This is a genomic window from Mycobacterium sp. Root265, from assembly GCF_001428895.1.
In the GTDB taxonomy this organism is placed as follows: domain Bacteria; phylum Actinomycetota; class Actinomycetes; order Mycobacteriales; family Mycobacteriaceae; genus Mycobacterium.
On the sequence record NZ_LMJA01000032.1, the window covers coordinates 25,348 to 40,788 of the forward strand.

Sequence of the window (15,441 nt, forward strand, 5' to 3'; positions counted from 1 at the left end):
TGCGCCGGTGAGCCCGTGTCGTGTCGGCCGGTGCCACTACTGTTGACCGGTGCATAGCGGTGTTTTTTCGCGTCTGGTGGGCCAACACCTCGTCGAGGAGGAGCTGCTCGCAGCCGCCAGATCCGCTCGTGGTGAAAAGTCTCACAGCGGACTCACAGCCGGCGGTATGACGCATGCCTGGCTGATCACCGGTCCGCCCGGTTCGGGCCGTTCGATCGCCGCGCTGTGCTTTGCCGCCGCGCTGCAGTGCACATCGGAGGGTCAGCCGGGCTGCGGTGAGTGCCGCCCGTGCACCACGACCATGGCGGGCACCCACGCCGATGTGCGCCGGATCATTCCGGAGGGGCTGTCCATCGGGGTGAAGGAAATGCGCGAGATCGTGCAGATCGCCTCGCGGCGGCCCGGAACCGGACGATGGCAGATCGTCGTGGTCGAAGATGCCGACCGGCTTACCGAGGGCGCAGCGAACGCACTGCTCAAGGTGGTGGAGGAGCCACCGCCGTCGACGGTGTTCCTGTTGTGCGCGCCGTCGGTGGATCCCGAGGACATCGCGGTCACCCTGCGGTCGCGGTGCCGGCACGTCCCGCTGGTGACACCGCCGACCGCGTCGATCGCCGAGGTGCTGACCGAGCGCGACGGGATCGGCGCCGAGATGGCGACCTGGGCGGCGTCGGTCAGCGGGGGACATGTGGGCCGCGCCCGGCGGCTGGCGACCGATCCGGAGTCCCGGGTGCGCCGCGAGCGCGCGTTGAGCCTGGCGCGGGACGCCGCGACGCCGTCGCGCGCGTTCGGCGCCGCGGAGGAACTGGTGGCCACCGCCGAGGCGGAGGCCAAGGCGTTGACCGTCGACCGCAACGAGAGCGAGGCCGAGGAACTGCGGACCGCGCTGGGCGCCGGCGGCACCGGTAAGGGCACCGCGGGCACGATGCGCGGTGCCAGTGGCGCGATGAAACAGCTCGAGGCGCGGCAGAAATCCCGGCAGACGCGGGCCGGCCGGGATGCGCTGGATCGGGCGCTGATGGACCTGGCCACCTACTTCCGCGACGCGCTGGTGGTGTCGGCGGGCGCCGGCGGCGTTGCGGCGAACCACCCGGACATGGCCGAGAAGGTGGGCGCGATGGCCGCGCACGTGGCGCCGGACAAGCTGCTGCGCTGTATCGAGGCCGTGCTGGACTGCCGGGAGGCGCTCGCGATCAATGTGAAGCCGAAGTTCGCCGTCGACGCGATGGTCGCGACGGTCGGGCAGGCCCTGAAAACCTGAATTGGGCCACGGGTGGGCGCTGCCGTAGACTCATGCCGCTCTGAAAAGAGCGCGCCACCCTAGCTCAGTCGGTAGAGCAATTCACTCGTAATGAATAGGTCAGGGGTTCGATTCCCCTGGGTGGCTCCACCTTGTTCGTCATGGCCTTGAGGCCTCGCGCCAGGCCAACGGATTCAACTCCCGGTACGGGTCGTCTTCGCGAATCTCCTGTAACTCGGCAAGCACGGTCTCCAGCGACGTCTGGGTCCGTTGTTTGACGGTGTCCGCCCACTCCGACGCGGACACTCCGGCCGGCCCGGTGGTATCGATCGGTTCGGCGAAGCGCAGGTACATCCGCTGTGGGCGGGGAATCATGGTGGGGCCGACACCGTGCAGCAGTGGCATCGCCATATCGCTGGGCGCACCGAGCACTGTGGCGAGGCCCTGGCTGAACCGTCCCCACAGCCCGTCGCGGGTGGTGAGGCTGCGATACACGTCGTCGCCGCCGAGGAGCCCGGCCGGCACGATGGGGTAGTCGTGCTCGGCGGAGATGCGGGCGAATCCGGACCGCCCCTGCCAGCGCAGGGTGTTCTCCTCGCCTTTGAACTTCGCGATCTCGCGTCCGCCGCCGGGGAACACCAGGATCGTCTGGTCGTGGGCCATCAGCGCACCCGCGGATTCCGGTGAACCGACCGTCGCGCCGCAGGCAGCCAGCAGATCCGCCGCCGGGCCGGGCATCCTGCCGAAACCCCGGTCGGTCAACGGCCTTACCAGCGTGCCGATTTCGCGGCGCACCACATACGGGATCAGGAATCCCTCGGTGCCGGACTGGGTGTGGTTGCCCACCAGGAGGAATCGTCCGTCCCGGGGCAGATGCTCGAGTCCGTCGACATAGGGCCGCCAGAGGTCGATGAGCGGGGCGGCGTTGTCGGCGACCGTCTCGACCACCCGGCGAATCGCCTGGATGCGGCCGGGCTGGTCCATCAGCCTCTGGGAGTCGGTCATGACGGTCATGACTCCACGGTATCGACCAGCGGGATTACCGCCGGTCAGAGCCTATCCGGCCCTGCGCTGCGACTCCTTGCGCTCGGCGAGCCGCCGCCACAGGTCTTCGAGGTCGATATCGTTGGGCTGTCGCGGCCGGCGTTGATGGAACAACGTGTCGTCGTGGCTGGCCGGGCAGTGAAACCGGTGCAGCTGCAGGCATTTCGCCGGCCACCGTGCCTCGTGCTCGTCGTCCAGGTCGATCACCTGACGCGACGAGCGCCGGATGGCGAACCGGTTGCCGGCCGCGCTCTCCTCGGTGGCGAACATCTCGGCGTCGAACAGTCGCCAGCCGCCGTAAGCCATTTGCAGCCAGACCGTGTCGGTGCTGCAGTGCTTGCACGGCGCGACCACCGACGGTCGCGAGTCTGCCCGGTCCATGTGTTCAGGCTAGGGACAGCCACCGACAAGTCGGGTCCGCACACGCCGTGGCGGGCGAACTATCGGGGCGCCACGAATCCGATCGGGCCGGAGGCGATGCACACCGACAGCGCGGCGGTGTTCGCGCTCACCCTGACGGCGTCACCTGCTCCGGACAATCGCACGAACACCCGGTTCAGCCCGGGGTGCACCGGAACCTTGACCGGCACGCCCTCGGTCAGTGACATGGTCAGCGACCCCTCGCTGTTGGCCAGATAGTTGATCTCCGCGGTCCAATCCGCGGGCAACAGCGGTCCGTCCAGCGGCATCACCACCTCGGAGTCCTCGGTCTGCACCAGGTAGCCGCAGTGCGGCGCGGGCCCGGGGACGATGGTGCGCACCCAGGTCACCAGCGCGTCGCGCAGCCGCCCGGTGCTGTCGAGGACCCGTAGTTCGGTTGTGGCGCTGCTGAATTCGGGTCGATCGGGCAGCAACGCGAACATGTGACTGGCCAGATTCTCCGGGGCGGCCACCCGCTGCATGATCATCGGGTCGACCTCCTGGTCCAGCAGGGGCGCACCGAGGGGGTCCACCGCGGCCAGCCCGGAGCGCGCATTGTCCAGGTAGCCCGGCACCGGGCTGTCCTGCCAGACCCGCAGGAAGGTCATCGTCGAGTACAGGCTGCTGCCGACGAACGCGGCCGCCACCACCAGGACCACCACGGACCGGGAGGCCGAGGCATCGAGGCGTCGCGAGGACGCGCGGTTCGGGGCGCAGAAGGCCACCGCGCTGAGCAAGGCCAGCACCACCACCAGATCGGGCAGATACCGTAGCGTCTGGGCCAGTTCCAGTGCGGTGAACTGCGATGAGCGCATCAGGTAGATCGGCACCTGGCAGGCCACGGCGTAGCCGACCGCGGCCAGCCACACCGGGCCGATGCGCTCCTTGCGGGCCAGCGAGACCGCCACCACGGCCGCCAACACCAGCCAGCCCAGCACCATCGCCGTCGCCGATGGCGTCGCCCACGGGGACGCCGGCGCCCAGCGCTGCCAGTCCCACGGCCCACCGGCCAGCCCGGGCACGATGCCGTGGGTGACCGAACGCAGGAGCAGATCCCAAGTCATGCCGAGGTCCAGCGACCACCGCTGCTGGTCGACCACGACGAGGTAGACCCCGATCCAGGCGGCGGTCACTGCGAGCAGCCCGATCCAGAGCCGTAAGCCGCGCCGCCAGACCTGCGCGACGGAGGCACCGGTCACCCAGGCCAGCAGTGCGGCCACCGCGAAGGCCACGAACGGAATGACCGCAGACTTCTCGAAGAACAGCAGCCCGCCGGCATACACCAGGACACCGGTCACGGCGTAGCGCCGATTCCCGGTGCGCACCAACAGGATCGCGTCGGCGCACACCCAGGCCAGCGCGGCCAGCATGGGCAGCGAATTCAGTCCGGCCGCCCACCAGGCGAACCCGGGCACGGTCAGCGGGGTGAACAGCGCGAAGGTCAGCGGTATCAGCAGCACCGGGCGCCAGCCCAGGATGACCTGCAGCGCCCGCAGCAGCGCCGCCGAAGCCAGCAGCTGCAGCACCACCAGGCTGATCGCCGGCCCGACCCACTGCAGCGGGGCCAGCCGGGTGATGGCGCCGGCCACCAGGAAGGCTCCCGGCATCACGTGCCCGTCGTGATCGTCGAACAGGTACTGCGCGGACAGCAGGCTCTGGGTTCCCGCGCGCCCGACCAGGATGAGGTCGTCCCAGTAGAAGTCGCCACCGAAGGCCAGCACGGACCGGATCAGCAGCTGCACCGCGATCAGCGCGACGGCACTCCGAGCGACCCAGTTCATCGGTTGCGACTGTACGGAGGGCGTGCAGAACCGCTCGCGCGGCTACAGTGGGCCGGTGCGCACACTGGTCACCGGAGCTGCCGGATTCATCGGATCGACCCTGGTCGATCGCCTGCTCGCGGACGGGCACACCGTCGCCGGAGTGGACGATCTGAGCACCGGACGCCGCTCCAACCTGGCCGCTGCCGAGCAGAACCCCCACTTCACTTTCGTCGAGGCCGATATCGTCGACGCCGATCTGGCGGCCATCCTGGCCGACGCCGATCCCGAGGTGATCTTCCATCTCGCCGCGCAGATCTCGGTCCGGCATTCGGTGGACAACCCGCAGTTCGATGCCACGGTCAACGTGGTCGGCACCATCCGGCTGGCCGAGGCGGCCCGCGCCCAGGGCGTCCGCAAGATCGTGCACACCTCCTCGGGTGGCTCGGTCTACGGCACTCCGCCGGTCTTTCCGACCAGCGAAGAGGTTCCCACCGACCCGGCGTCGCCGTACGCGGCCAGCAAGGTCGCCGGCGAGGTCTACCTCAACATGTTCCGCAATCTGTACAACCTGGACTGCTCGCACATCGCGCCCGGCAATGTCTACGGCCCGCGCCAGGACCCGCACGGCGAGGCCGGCGTGGTGGCGATCTTCGCCAAGGCGCTGCTGGCCGGGTCCACCACCAAGATCTTCGGTGACGGCACCGACGGCCGCGACTACGTCTACGTCGACGATGTGGTGGACGCCTTCGTGCGGGCCTCCGGGGACGTCGGCGGCGGTCTGCGGTTCAACGTCGGTACCGGTGTCACCACCAGTGTCGCCGACCTGCACAGCGCGATCGCCAAGGCCGTCGGGACCTCCGATGAACCGGAGTACCACCCGGCCCGCCTGGGCGACCTGCGCAAGTCCCAGCTCGACATCAGCCGCGGTGAGCAGCTGCTGGGCTGGGTGCCCCAGGTCGGCATCGACGAGGGCATCGAGCGGACCGTGGACTACTTCCGCAACGAGTCCTGAGTTTTCCCGGCCGTATTTCAGAAAAGATAGCGACCGCTCGCTATCTAACCTAGGCTGCGGTCATGTCCTATGACGTGATCATCCGCAACGGCCTGTGGTTCGACGGCACCGGACGCCCGCCGCTCACCCGCACCCTGGGGATCCGCGACGGCCTGGTCGCCGAGGTGTCCGCCGCCCCGCTGGACGAGACCGGCTGCCCCGAGGTCATCGACGCGACCGGCAAGTGGGTGATCCCCGGCTTCATCGACGTGCACACCCACTACGACGCCGAGGTGCTGCTCGACCCCGGGCTGCGGGAATCGGTGCGCCACGGCGTGACCACCGTGCTGCTCGGCATGTGCTCGCTGTCCACCGTGTACGCCGACACCGAGGACGCCGCCGACCTGTTCAGCCGGGTGGAGGCCGTGCCCCGCCAGTTCGTGCTCGGCGCGCTGGCCGAACACAAGACCTGGACCAACCCCGCGGACTACGTGGCCGCCATCGACGCGTTACAGCTCGGCCCGAACATCGCCTCGCTGCTGGGGCACTCCGATCTGCGCGCCTCGGTGCTCGGACTGGACCGCGCCACCACCCGCGATGTGATTCCCACCGATGCCGAACTGGAGACGATGGCGCAGCGCCTCGACGCCGCACTGGACGCCGGGATGCTCGGCATGTCCGGGATGGACGCCGCCATCGACAAACTCGACGGCGACCGGTTCCGCTCTCGCGCGCTGCCCTCGACGTTCGCCACCTGGCGGGAACGCCGGCGGCTGATCAAGGTGCTGCGCAGGCACGGCCGCATCCTGCAGAGCGCACCGAATGTCGCGAAAGTGGCCGAGGCGCTGAACTTCTTCCTGGAGAGCAGCGGTCTGTTCGGGCGCAGGCGCCCCGTGCGGATGAGCCTGCTGGTCTCCGCCGACGCCAAGTCCTCGCCCGGCGCCGTCCACATCCTGGGGCCGGGCGTCCGGCTGTTGAACCGGATCCTGGGCGCGAAGGTGCGTTTTCAGCATCTCCCGGTGCCGTTCGAATTGTATTCCGACGGCATCGATCTGCCGGTGTTCGAGGAGTTCGGCGCAGGCACAGCTGCTCTGCATCTGCGCGATCAGCTGGACCGCAACAAGCTGCTCGCCGACCCCGAGTACCGGCACCGGTTCCGCAGGTCCTTCGACCGGCGCAAGCTCGGACCCGCGTTGTGGCACCGCGACTTCCACGACGCCAAGATCGTCGAATGTCCCGACGCATCGCTGATCGGCAAGAGCTTCGGCCAGATCGCCGATGAGCGCGGTATCCATCCGCTGGACGCCTTCCTGGATGTGCTCGTGGAGAACGGTGAACGCAACGTGCGCTGGACCACCATCGTGGCCAACCACCGCCCCAAGCAACTCGACAAGCTCGCCAATGAGCCGTCGGTGCACATGGGTTTCTCGGATGCCGGTGCGCACCTTCGCAATATGGCGTTCTACAACTACGCGCTGCGCCTGCTCAAGCGGGTGCGCGACGCCGATGTGGCGGGCCGGCCGTTCATGACGCCGCAGCGTGCGGTGCACCGGCTGACCGCCGAGGTGGCTGACTGGTTCGGGCTGGACGCAGGCACCCTGCGCTGCGGTGACCGGGCCGACTTCGTGGTGATCGACCCTGCCGCGCTGGATGATTCGGTGAACGCCTACCACGAGGCGACGGTGCCCTTCTACGGTGACCTGAGTCGGATGGTGAACCGCAACGATGAGACCGTCATCGCCACCGGCGTCAACGGTCAGGTGGTGTTCACCCGCGGCGAGTTCCGCGAGGGCTATGGCACCACAATCAGATCCGGCCGCTATCTGCGGGCCGGGATGACCGCACCGGCTGCGGTCTAGGGATGGCCCGGACCCAACAGCAGCGCCGTGCGGACACCATCGCGCGGCTGCTCGACGCCAGCATCGAGACCATCGTCGAGATGGGTTACGCCCGGGCGTCGGCGGCGATCATCGCCAGACGGGCCGGTCTGTCGGTCGGTGCGCTGTTCCGGCATTACCCGACCATGGGTGACTTCATGGCCGCCACCGGTCATGAGGTGCTGCGCCGTCAGCTCGAGCGGTTCAGCAAGCAGGTCGCCCAGATACCGCCAGGTGAACCCGCACTTCCCGCAGTGCTTCTGGTGCTGCGCGACGTCACCGCCAGCGACACCAATGCGGTGCTCTACGAGCTGATGGTGGCCGCCCGTACCGACGAGAAGTTACGGGCCACGCTGCACGACGTGCTCACCGAGTACAGCGCGAAGATCTTCGAGACCGCCGGCGCCGTCACGCCGACCGATCAACTCTCCGATGACACCCGGGCCGCGGTCACGGCGATCCTGACGAACACCTTCGACGGTGCGGCGATCCTGCGACCGGTGCTGCCGGACCCGGATTTCGAGGCCCGCAAGCTCGCGGTACTCGCCGATATGCTCAGTCGCTACTGAGACTGCTCGGGTGCGCGGGCACCCTCGAGTGCCACGGCCCTGGCCAGTTGGGCGTAGCGCAGTTCGAGATCCTTGAACCGCAGATAGGTGCTCAGCGTGGTGAACAGGAACGCGATGACCAGTGCGTACTCCAGCAGATCCGCGCCGCGGGCCACGCCGAGCTTGTTCGCCAGCAGGGTGGTGTCGTCGGGCCGCAGGATCGCGTACACCGCCGCCACCGCGAACAGCAGATATCCGACCTTCACCCAGGCCTTGGCGCGGGCGCTGCGGCGTGAGCGCAGCAGATACACCAGCAGTGTGATGACCGCCGCGATCAGCAGCAGCTGAATCCAGTTCATCGCGGCATCCTTCCTCGCAGCAGGCCGTCGAAGACGATGTTGACGCCGTTGATCAGCGGTTGTCCCTTGGACTTCGAGTAGTCCGTGTACAGGATCTCCACAGGTTCTTCGGCCACCCGCCAATGCTTTTCGCCGGCGAGCGTGATGATCTCCGACGCGTGGCTCATCCCGTTCATGGTGATGTCCAGCTCCTCGGCGACCTTCCGGTTGAACACCCGTAGACCGTTGTGCGCATCGGTCAGGCCCAGCGCCCGGCTCCGCGGGCTCAACCACGCCGCCGCGCGCAGCACGAACCGCTTGACGGGCGGGGTGTGGCTGACGGCGCCGCCACCGAACCGGGTCCCGATGATGAGATCGACGTCCTCGGTGGCCAACCGGTCGATCATGGCGACGACATCCTTGATGCGGTGCTGGCCGTCGGCGTCGAACGTCACGAAGACCGTGGCGTCCGGCCGGCTGCGGGCGTATTCGACGCCGGTCTGAATGGCCGCTCCCTGACCGAGATTCACCGGATGCCGCACCAGATGTGCGCCGGCTCTCGCTGCCGCGTCACCGGTGCCGTCCTGGCTGCCGTCATCCACGCACACCACGTTGGGCAGGACCGCGCGGATATCGGCGAGCACGTCGGTGATGACGCTCGCTTCGTTGAAGGCGGGGACGATGACCCAGACGTCCGGGTACGGCGTGTCGATGCGGACCAAACTACACGCGATCGGCGGTGGCCAGCGCGTACAGGTGTACGGCGATTCCCACGATCGGCCCGCACAGCAGCGCCACGATGGTCCGGGTTTCCAGGCCCAGCGGAAGCAGCAGCAGCGCGATCGCGGCCAGCGTGGCGCCGACCCACCCCGCCGCGTACGCACGGTGCAGCGCCGCCGCCACGGCGGCCGCACCGGTCAGGGTCAGCAGCGCGATGGCCACCGCACCGGCAGTGAACCAGGCCAGCAACCCGCCCGCGGCCTGATAGTCGGGGCCGAAGGCGTTGCGCAACAGCCAGGGCCCGGCCCACCAGGCGGCCAGCACGCCGAGGCCGCCGATCGCGGTCACCGCGGCGGCCGGAACCACCAGGGCGTGCAGACGCCGGTGACTCTGGTCCACGAAATGCGCGATCAGGTTGCCCTGCATGGCGGTCAGCGGCACCAGCAGCGGTGCCCGGGTGAGTGTGACCGCCAGGATGACGACGCCGCCGGCCGCGCCCAATTCGGGGGTGGTGGCCTTGAGCAGCACCGGGAAACCCATGATGAGGACGGCGCTGGCGCCGGCCGCGGCCACCGAGTGGAAGGCCCCGGTGAGAAAGGTGCGTGCGCTGCCCGCGGCCGTCAGCCGGGCCGCCTCACGGGTGGCAGGCGACAGCGCCAGCAGGATCAGCCAGGCCACCGAACCGGCCACGGTGGCCCACAGGAATCCGGCCAGCCCCCACCCCAGCACGAAGGCGGCCGCGGCGACCGCCACCCGGATGGCGGCATCGGTGACCATCAAAGACCCGTACTGCGTCCAGCGGTCCACCCCGGCGAGCATCCCGAGCAGCGTTGCGTGCAGGCAGAATCCGGCCAGCCCGATGCTCAGCAGGACCACGCTCAGCAGCTGGTCGGCGGTGAACACCTGGGCCGACCACAGCGGCGCGGTGGCGGCGATGAGCAGCGCGGCGCCGATGCCGACGACGGCCGCGATCCGCATCGGCCTGGTGGTCTCGGCCGGGGGGACGTGCTGGCCGCGCATCGCGCGGACCTCGCGGGTGGATTCCTGCAGCAGCCCATTGGCGGCGCCGCTGACCAGACCGAACGCCCCCCAGAACACCCCGAACAGGGAGAACCCGGCGGGTTCCAGATCGCGGGCGGCCAGATAGAGCACGGCGTACCCACACAGCGCGGACAGTGCGGTGGCGAGTCCCACGCGGGCGACGCTTCCCCGCGTCACCGGGCCCCTCGCCGGCACTGCCGCGCTGGCGTCGGTCACAGGTCCGGTACGTCCTTGGAGTACAGCCAGCGGTCCCACAGTGGGCGCAGTGACACGTCGGCGTGGTTGGCCGCCAGTCCGGTGAAGTCATCGGTGACGGCCGTGCTGTGCCGGTAGCGGGTGGTCCAATCGCGAAGCAGCGCAAAGAAGTTGTCATCGCCGATCACGCCGCGCAGGGCGTGCAGGGTGAGCGCGCCGCGCTTGTACACCCGGTCGTCGAACATGTCGGCCGGGCCGGGGTCGGTCAGCAGCAGATTCTGCGGTGAGTCCTTGAGCCTGCGGTGGTAGGACCGCGCCCGCTCGTCGGCGCTGGGGCCGCCGGACTCCTCGGACCACAGCCATTCCGCGTAGCAGGCGAAGCCCTCGTGCAGCCAGATATCGCGCCAGCGCCGTACCGTCACCGAGTTGCCGAACCACTGGTGGGCCAGTTCGTGGGCGATCAGCCGTTCCGCGGTGCGCCTGCCGTCGCAGTGGTTGGCACCGAAGATCGAAAGTCCCTGCGCCTCAAGCGGTATCTCCAGATCGTCGTCGGTGACGACGACGGTGTAGCCGCCCTCCAGAGGGTAGGGCCCGAACTGGCGGGTGAACAGTTTCATCATCTGTGGCTGGCGGCCGAAATCGTGTTCGAAGTTGCGCCGCAACCGATCCGGGAGCACCGCGTGCATCGGCACCGGGCTCTTCTGCAGCCGGTGGCGGCTGTACTCACCGATCTGCAGGGTGATGAGGTACGTCGAGGTCGGTTCGGCCTGCTCGTACACCCAGGTGGTGTGGCTGGCCCGCGTCTGCTTGGACAGCAGTTCACCGTTGGCCAGCGCGTAGTACGGGCTGTCGGTGCTGATCCGGATGTGGAAGCTGGCCTTGGCGGCCGGGTGGTCGTCGCACGGGAACCACGATGCGGCGCCGTTGGGCTGTCCGGCCACCAGGGCGCCGTTGGACAGCTCCTCGAAACCGACGTCGCCCCACAGGGTTCGCAGCGGCCGGGGAGTTCCGCCGTAGCGGACCGCGATGGTCATCGCCGCACCGGCGGGCAACGTGGACCCGAGTGTGACGTGCAGCTTGCCACCCGTACATCGGAACTGTCCGGGCCGGCGTCCGTTGACGGTAACCTTCGACACCGACAGCGCGTCGGACAGATCGAGGGTGAAGGTGCGCAGCGCGGCCAGCGTGACGGCCGTGATCGTCACCGTCCCGGCGAGCCGGTTGATCGCCACCTTGTATTCGAGATCCAGTTCGTAGCGCGACACCCGGTAGCCGAAGTTGCCGTTACGGGGCAGATACGGGTCGATCACCGGGGGCTGGTGTGCCGCCTTGCGTGCGGCTTTCTTGGCGGGTCTCACCGGTCGTGCTTCTTCGGCCGTTTGATCGTCCATGGCGCAATCGGGTTGCCCTGCCACCTGGTCCACGGCGGCACCTCGTCACCCCGCATCACCAGCGACGCCGGGCCGACGGTGGCTCCTTCGCCGATACGCGATGCCGGCAGCGCCACGCAGTGCGGGCCTAGGGTTGCACCCTCGTCGAGGATGACGGTGTCCATCCGCATGATCCGGTCGTGGAACAGGTGGGTCTGTACCACGCAGCCCCGGTTGACGGTGCTGGCGCTGCCGAGGGTGATCAGATCCGCCTCGGGCAGCCAGTAGGTCTCGCACCAGACTCCGCGGCCGATCTTCGCGCCGAGTCCGCGCAGCCAGATGTTCATCACCGGGGTACCGGTCGCGGCCCGGGCGAACCACGGCGCGGCCACCGTCTCCACGAAGGTGTCCGATACCTCGTTGCGCCACACGAACGACGACCACAGCGGGTGTTCGATGGCGTCGATACGACCCACCACAAGCCATTTCGCGGCCACCGCGATGGCACCGGCCACCGCGCCGGCGATCAGCAGCACCAGGCCGCCGGCCAGGGCGGTCCAGCCGTAGCCGATCGCGTCGGCCAGGTGGTGCAGCGACGCCAGCACACCGACGCCGATCGCGAAGGTCACGATGACCGGGATGATGCGGCAGGTCTCCACCACCGAGCGCATCACCCGCAGCTTGACCGACGGGTTGAAGGTGCGGATCGCGTCGGCGGCAGTGGGTTTGCGGCGCAACCGGATCGGCGGGCTGCCCAGCCACGACGAGCCGGCCTTGGCCTTGTGCGGTGCCGCGGACAGCACCGCCACCAGGCCGTCGTCGGGGACCCGCCGTCCCGGCTGGGTGATACCGGAGTTGCCGAGGAACGCGCGCTTGCCGATGGTGGCCTTCGCGACGTGGATCCATCCGCCGCCGAGTTCGTAGGAGGCGACCATGGTGTCGTCGGCCAGGAACGCGCCGTCCTGCACCTCGGTGAATTTGGGCGTCAGCAGTGCGGTCGAGATCTCGGTGCCCTTACCGATTTTCGCGCCCAGCAGGCGCAGCCACCACGGTGTCAGCAGGCTGGCGTAGATGGGGAACAGGTAGTTGCGCGCGGCGTCCATCAGCCGCTCGGTGGCCCACAACTGCCAGCCGACCCGGCTGCGCACCGGGTGATAGCCCTCGGTGAGCCCGGCCGCGAGCAGCCGCACCCCGATCACGGTCAGCACCGCGTACACCACCATCGCCACCAGGGCGGCGATCGGCGTCCAGGCCAGGGCCGGGACCAGCGCGTCGGCCGGGGTGGCGGTGCCGCGGACGGCCCAGCCCAGCACCGCGAGCCCAGCGGCCAGCGCCGCCAGCGGCAGCGCACCCAGCAGCATCGACGTCACGCTGTAGAAGGCCACCCACACCGGGGCGCGGCCGGGCCGCTCCAGCGGCCAGGGATGGCGTGCCTTACCGGATTTCGCCGCGGGTGAACCCTTCCAGTACTGCCCGTTCTTCACCTTGCCGACCACACCGGAACCCGCGGCGACATCGGCGTTCTTGCCGACCACCGCCCCCGGGAACAGGGTGGTGCGCGCGCCGATGGTGGAGTCGTTGCCCACGGTGATCGGCCCGACGTGGAATACGTCGCCGTCGATCCAGTGCCCGGTCAGGTCCACCTCGGGTTCGATGGAGCAGCGGTGGCCGAGGGTGAGCATGCCGGTGACCGGCGGCGCGGAGTGCAGGTCGACACCCTTGCCGACCGTATTACCAAGGGCGCGTGCGTAATACACCAGCCACGGGGCGCCGGCCTGATTCTCCGCACCGCTGGCCTCGGCCAGCCGCTCGGCGAACCAGACGCGCAGATGCTCCGAACCGCCGCGGCGGTAGCTGCCCGGTTGCAGTCCGGACAGCAGGGTGCGAGCCCCCAGCGCGGCGATTCCCATCCGGCCCGGCGGGGTGATGAAGATCAGGAACCCGGCGATGATCCACCACCAGTTCGCCGGTGCCGCCCAGGGCACCAGCTCGGTGGCGGCCGCGATGTTGTTGAGGATCGCCAGCCAGATCACCCATTGCAGGCCGGTCAGCGTCGCCAGCGGCACCGACAGCGCCACCTGCGTCAGCTGGGTGAGAACCGGTGTCGGTGCCACATCGCGGCGCACCACCTCCGGCGGCGGGGCCAGCTCGTCGAGGTAGCCGGCCAGCGATCCGAGCCGGGGATGGTCGTACAGGTCGGCGACGGTCACCTGGGGATAACGGCTTCGGACCGCGGTGACCAGCTGGGCCGCCGACAGCGAGCCGCCGCCCAGGGCGAAGAAATCGGCTTCCGGGCCGTCCACCGACGCGGCCAGCACATCGCGCCACAGGCCGGCCAACCAGCCCATGGTGCCACCGAGGTCGGGCTCCTCCTCCGCGGCGGCGCCGGGCGGCGGCCACGGCAGTGCGTTGCGGTCGACCTTGCCGGAGGTCCGGGTGGGCAGTTCGTCGAGCAGGACCAGCCGGGGAACCAGCGCCGCGGGCAGCGCGTCCGACAGCGCGGTGCGGGCCGCGGCAAGGTCGAACGCCGGGTCGGCGCTGGCGATGTAACCGACCAGCAGGGGAGTGCCGCTGGTGGTGCGGCGTACCGCGGCCGCCCCGCCGCTGACACCGGGCAGGTTCACCAGCGCGGCGTCCACCTCGCCCAGTTCGATGCGGCGTCCGCCGACCTTGACCTGGTCATCGGCGCGGCCCTGGAAGTACAGGCCGTCGGCCTCCAACCGCACCAGGTCCCCGCTGCGGTAGGCGCGCTCCCAGCCCAGCGAAGGCATGGCGGCGTACTTCTCGGCGTCCTTCTCGGGGTCCAGGTATCGGGCCAGGCCGACGCCACCGATGACGAGTTCGCCGGTCTCGCCCAGTCCGACCGGCAGCCCTTCCTTGTCGACGACGACGAGGTCCCAGCCGGGCAGCGGCAACCCGATGCTCACCGCGGACTTCCCGTCCAGCGGTGCCGCGCACGCCACCACGGTCGCCTCGGTGGGGCCGTAGGTGTTCCACACCTCGCGGCCGTCCACGGCGAGTCGTTCGGCCAGTTCGGGTGGGCAGGCCTCGCCGCCGAAGATCAGCAGCCGGACCGCTTCCAGCGCTTCGGCGGGCCACAGCGCGGCCAGGGTGGGCACGGTCGAGACGACGGTGATGTCGCGGGTCACCAGCCACGGCCCGAGGTCCATACCGCTGCGCACCAGCGACCGCGGAGCGGGCACCAGGCACGCACCGTGGCGCCAGGCCAGCCACATCTCCTCGCAGGACGCGTCGAAGGCCACCGACAGTCCGGCGAGCACCCGGTCACCGGGGCCCAAGGGGGCCTCCGTGAGGAACATCCGGGCCTCGGCGTCGACGAAGGCGGCGGCGTTGCGATGGGTGACCGCCACGCCCTTGGGTGTGCCGGTGGATCCGGAGGTGAAGATGATCCAGGCGTCGTCGCGGGTGAGCGGTGCCGCGGCACGCCAGCCCCGCGAGGAACCCGGGCCGCGCACCAGGCCCGCGTCGGTGATGATCGCGACCACCTGTGCCTCACCGAAGACGAGCGCGGCGCGTTCCTCGGGATCGTCGGCGTCGACCGGGACGTAGGCGGCGCCGGTGGCCAGGGTGGCCAGGATCGCGGTGTAGAGCGCGTAGCTGCCCGAGGCCATCCGGATACCGATGCGGTCACCGCGGCCGATGCCGCGCGCCGCGAGCCACTGCACGCTCTCTTCGATATCGCTGACCAGCTCGGAATAGGTCAGCTGAACGTCGCCGTCGTCGATCGCGGGGGCATCCGGGAAACGGTTCGCGGTGTCGTAGAGGACGTCGATCAGGGTCCGCGGTGGAGCTGCCGCCGGGGAAAGAAGGTATTGGGTAGGGATGGCCTGCCCGGGCTCCGCTGTCACTGTTACAAACTACTAAGCCGCCCGA

Annotated in this window: 12 protein-coding genes and 1 tRNA gene; 5 read left to right on the top strand and 8 right to left on the bottom strand. The window is 69.4% G+C overall.

Going from position 1 to position 15,441, the window contains the following annotated elements:
* The first annotated feature begins 49 nt into the window (after window positions 1-49).
* Both ASE48_RS29555 and ASE48_RS29560 read left to right on the top strand, forming a co-directional pair.
* On the top strand, window positions 50-1,261 hold the full coding sequence (locus ASE48_RS29555) for a DNA polymerase III subunit delta' (RefSeq protein ID WP_057170778.1): 1,212 nt from the start codon (window positions 50-52) through the stop codon (window positions 1,259-1,261).
* A gap of 53 nt (window positions 1,262-1,314) precedes the next feature.
* A tRNA-Thr gene (locus tag ASE48_RS29560) sits at window positions 1,315-1,390 on the top strand.
* Window positions 1,391-1,399: 9 nt separating this feature from the next.
* On the opposite strand, the gene ASE48_RS29565 is transcribed toward ASE48_RS29560, so the two are convergent.
* The 3 genes from ASE48_RS29565 to ASE48_RS29575 are packed head-to-tail and all read right to left on the bottom strand — an operon-like array spanning window position 1,400 to window position 4,485.
* On the bottom strand, window positions 1,400-2,254 hold the full coding sequence (locus ASE48_RS29565; protein WP_057170779.1) for a lysophospholipid acyltransferase family protein: 855 nt from the start codon (window positions 2,252-2,254) through the stop codon (window positions 1,400-1,402).
* Between the two features lie 42 nt (window positions 2,255-2,296).
* Window positions 2,297-2,665 carry a hypothetical protein gene (locus ASE48_RS29570; RefSeq protein WP_057170780.1) on the bottom strand — a complete coding sequence of 123 codons (369 nt, stop codon included), beginning with the start codon at window positions 2,663-2,665 and terminating at the stop codon, window positions 2,297-2,299.
* Between the two features lie 59 nt (window positions 2,666-2,724).
* Window positions 2,725-4,485, bottom strand: coding sequence for a hypothetical protein (locus tag ASE48_RS29575; protein ID WP_057170781.1), 1,761 nt, complete (start codon window positions 4,483-4,485; stop codon window positions 2,725-2,727).
* Between the two features lie 55 nt (window positions 4,486-4,540).
* Here ASE48_RS29575 and ASE48_RS29580 point away from each other — a divergent pair, with 55 nt between their 5' ends.
* The 3 genes from ASE48_RS29580 to ASE48_RS29590 all read left to right on the top strand — a co-directional run bounded on the left by ASE48_RS29580 (window position 4,541) and on the right by ASE48_RS29590 (window position 7,904).
* Window positions 4,541-5,479, top strand: coding sequence for an NAD-dependent epimerase/dehydratase family protein (locus ASE48_RS29580; protein ID WP_057170942.1), 939 nt, complete (start codon window positions 4,541-4,543; stop codon window positions 5,477-5,479).
* 62 nt (window positions 5,480-5,541) lie between these two features.
* Complete coding sequence (locus tag ASE48_RS29585; protein ID WP_057170782.1) at window positions 5,542-7,317, top strand: N-acyl-D-amino-acid deacylase family protein; 1,776 nt, start codon at window positions 5,542-5,544, stop codon at window positions 7,315-7,317.
* Between the two features lie 2 nt (window positions 7,318-7,319).
* The gene (locus ASE48_RS29590; protein ID WP_057170783.1) at window positions 7,320-7,904 is read left to right on the top strand and encodes a TetR/AcrR family transcriptional regulator; all 585 of its coding nucleotides are present in this window, start codon (window positions 7,320-7,322) and stop codon (window positions 7,902-7,904) included.
* Here ASE48_RS29590 and ASE48_RS29595 read toward each other — a convergent pair.
* The 5 genes from ASE48_RS29595 to ASE48_RS29615 are packed head-to-tail and all read right to left on the bottom strand — an operon-like array spanning window position 7,898 to window position 15,416.
* Complete coding sequence (locus tag ASE48_RS29595) at window positions 7,898-8,242, bottom strand: DUF2304 domain-containing protein (RefSeq protein ID WP_057170784.1); 345 nt, start codon at window positions 8,240-8,242, stop codon at window positions 7,898-7,900. The genes ASE48_RS29590 and ASE48_RS29595 overlap by 7 nt on opposite strands.
* The gene (locus ASE48_RS29600) at window positions 8,239-8,934 is read right to left on the bottom strand and encodes a glycosyltransferase family 2 protein (RefSeq protein WP_442928789.1); all 696 of its coding nucleotides are present in this window, start codon (window positions 8,932-8,934) and stop codon (window positions 8,239-8,241) included. Before ASE48_RS29600 ends, ASE48_RS29595 begins: the two co-directional genes overlap by 4 nt.
* A gap of 10 nt (window positions 8,935-8,944) precedes the next feature.
* Window positions 8,945-10,198 carry a hypothetical protein gene (locus tag ASE48_RS29605; RefSeq protein WP_057170786.1) on the bottom strand — a complete coding sequence of 418 codons (1,254 nt, stop codon included), beginning with the start codon at window positions 10,196-10,198 and terminating at the stop codon, window positions 8,945-8,947.
* Window positions 10,195-11,568 (bottom strand): M1 family metallopeptidase, encoded by a 1,374-nt coding sequence (locus tag ASE48_RS29610; protein ID WP_057170787.1) that lies wholly within the window; start codon window positions 11,566-11,568, stop codon window positions 10,195-10,197. Before ASE48_RS29610 ends, ASE48_RS29605 begins: the two co-directional genes overlap by 4 nt.
* Window positions 11,532-15,416, bottom strand: a complete 3,885-nt coding sequence (locus ASE48_RS29615) for a Pls/PosA family non-ribosomal peptide synthetase (RefSeq protein ID WP_057170788.1) — start codon at window positions 15,414-15,416, stop codon at window positions 11,532-11,534. The genes ASE48_RS29610 and ASE48_RS29615 overlap by 37 nt, the downstream gene beginning before the upstream one ends.
* Window positions 15,417-15,441 lie beyond the last annotated feature (25 nt).

What these genes read in the sequence shown, in the direction of transcription:
- ASE48_RS29565 (WP_057170779.1), bottom strand. Translation starts at nt 2,254, where the DNA reads ATGACCGTCATGACCGACTCCCAGAGGCTGATGGACCAGCCCGGCCGC.
- ASE48_RS29570 (WP_057170780.1), bottom strand. Translation starts at nt 2,665, where the DNA reads ATGGACCGGGCAGACTCGCGACCGTCGGTGGTCGCGCCGTGCAAGCAC.
- ASE48_RS29575 (WP_057170781.1), bottom strand. Translation starts at nt 4,485, where the DNA reads ATGAACTGGGTCGCTCGGAGTGCCGTCGCGCTGATCGCGGTGCAGCTG.
- ASE48_RS29585 (WP_057170782.1), top strand. Translation starts at nt 5,542, where the DNA reads ATGTCCTATGACGTGATCATCCGCAACGGCCTGTGGTTCGACGGCACC.
- ASE48_RS29590 (WP_057170783.1), top strand. Translation starts at nt 7,320, where the DNA reads ATGGCCCGGACCCAACAGCAGCGCCGTGCGGACACCATCGCGCGGCTG.
- ASE48_RS29595 (WP_057170784.1), bottom strand. Translation starts at nt 8,242, where the DNA reads ATGAACTGGATTCAGCTGCTGCTGATCGCGGCGGTCATCACACTGCTG.
- ASE48_RS29610 (WP_057170787.1), bottom strand. Translation starts at nt 11,568, where the DNA reads ATGGACGATCAAACGGCCGAAGAAGCACGACCGGTGAGACCCGCCAAG.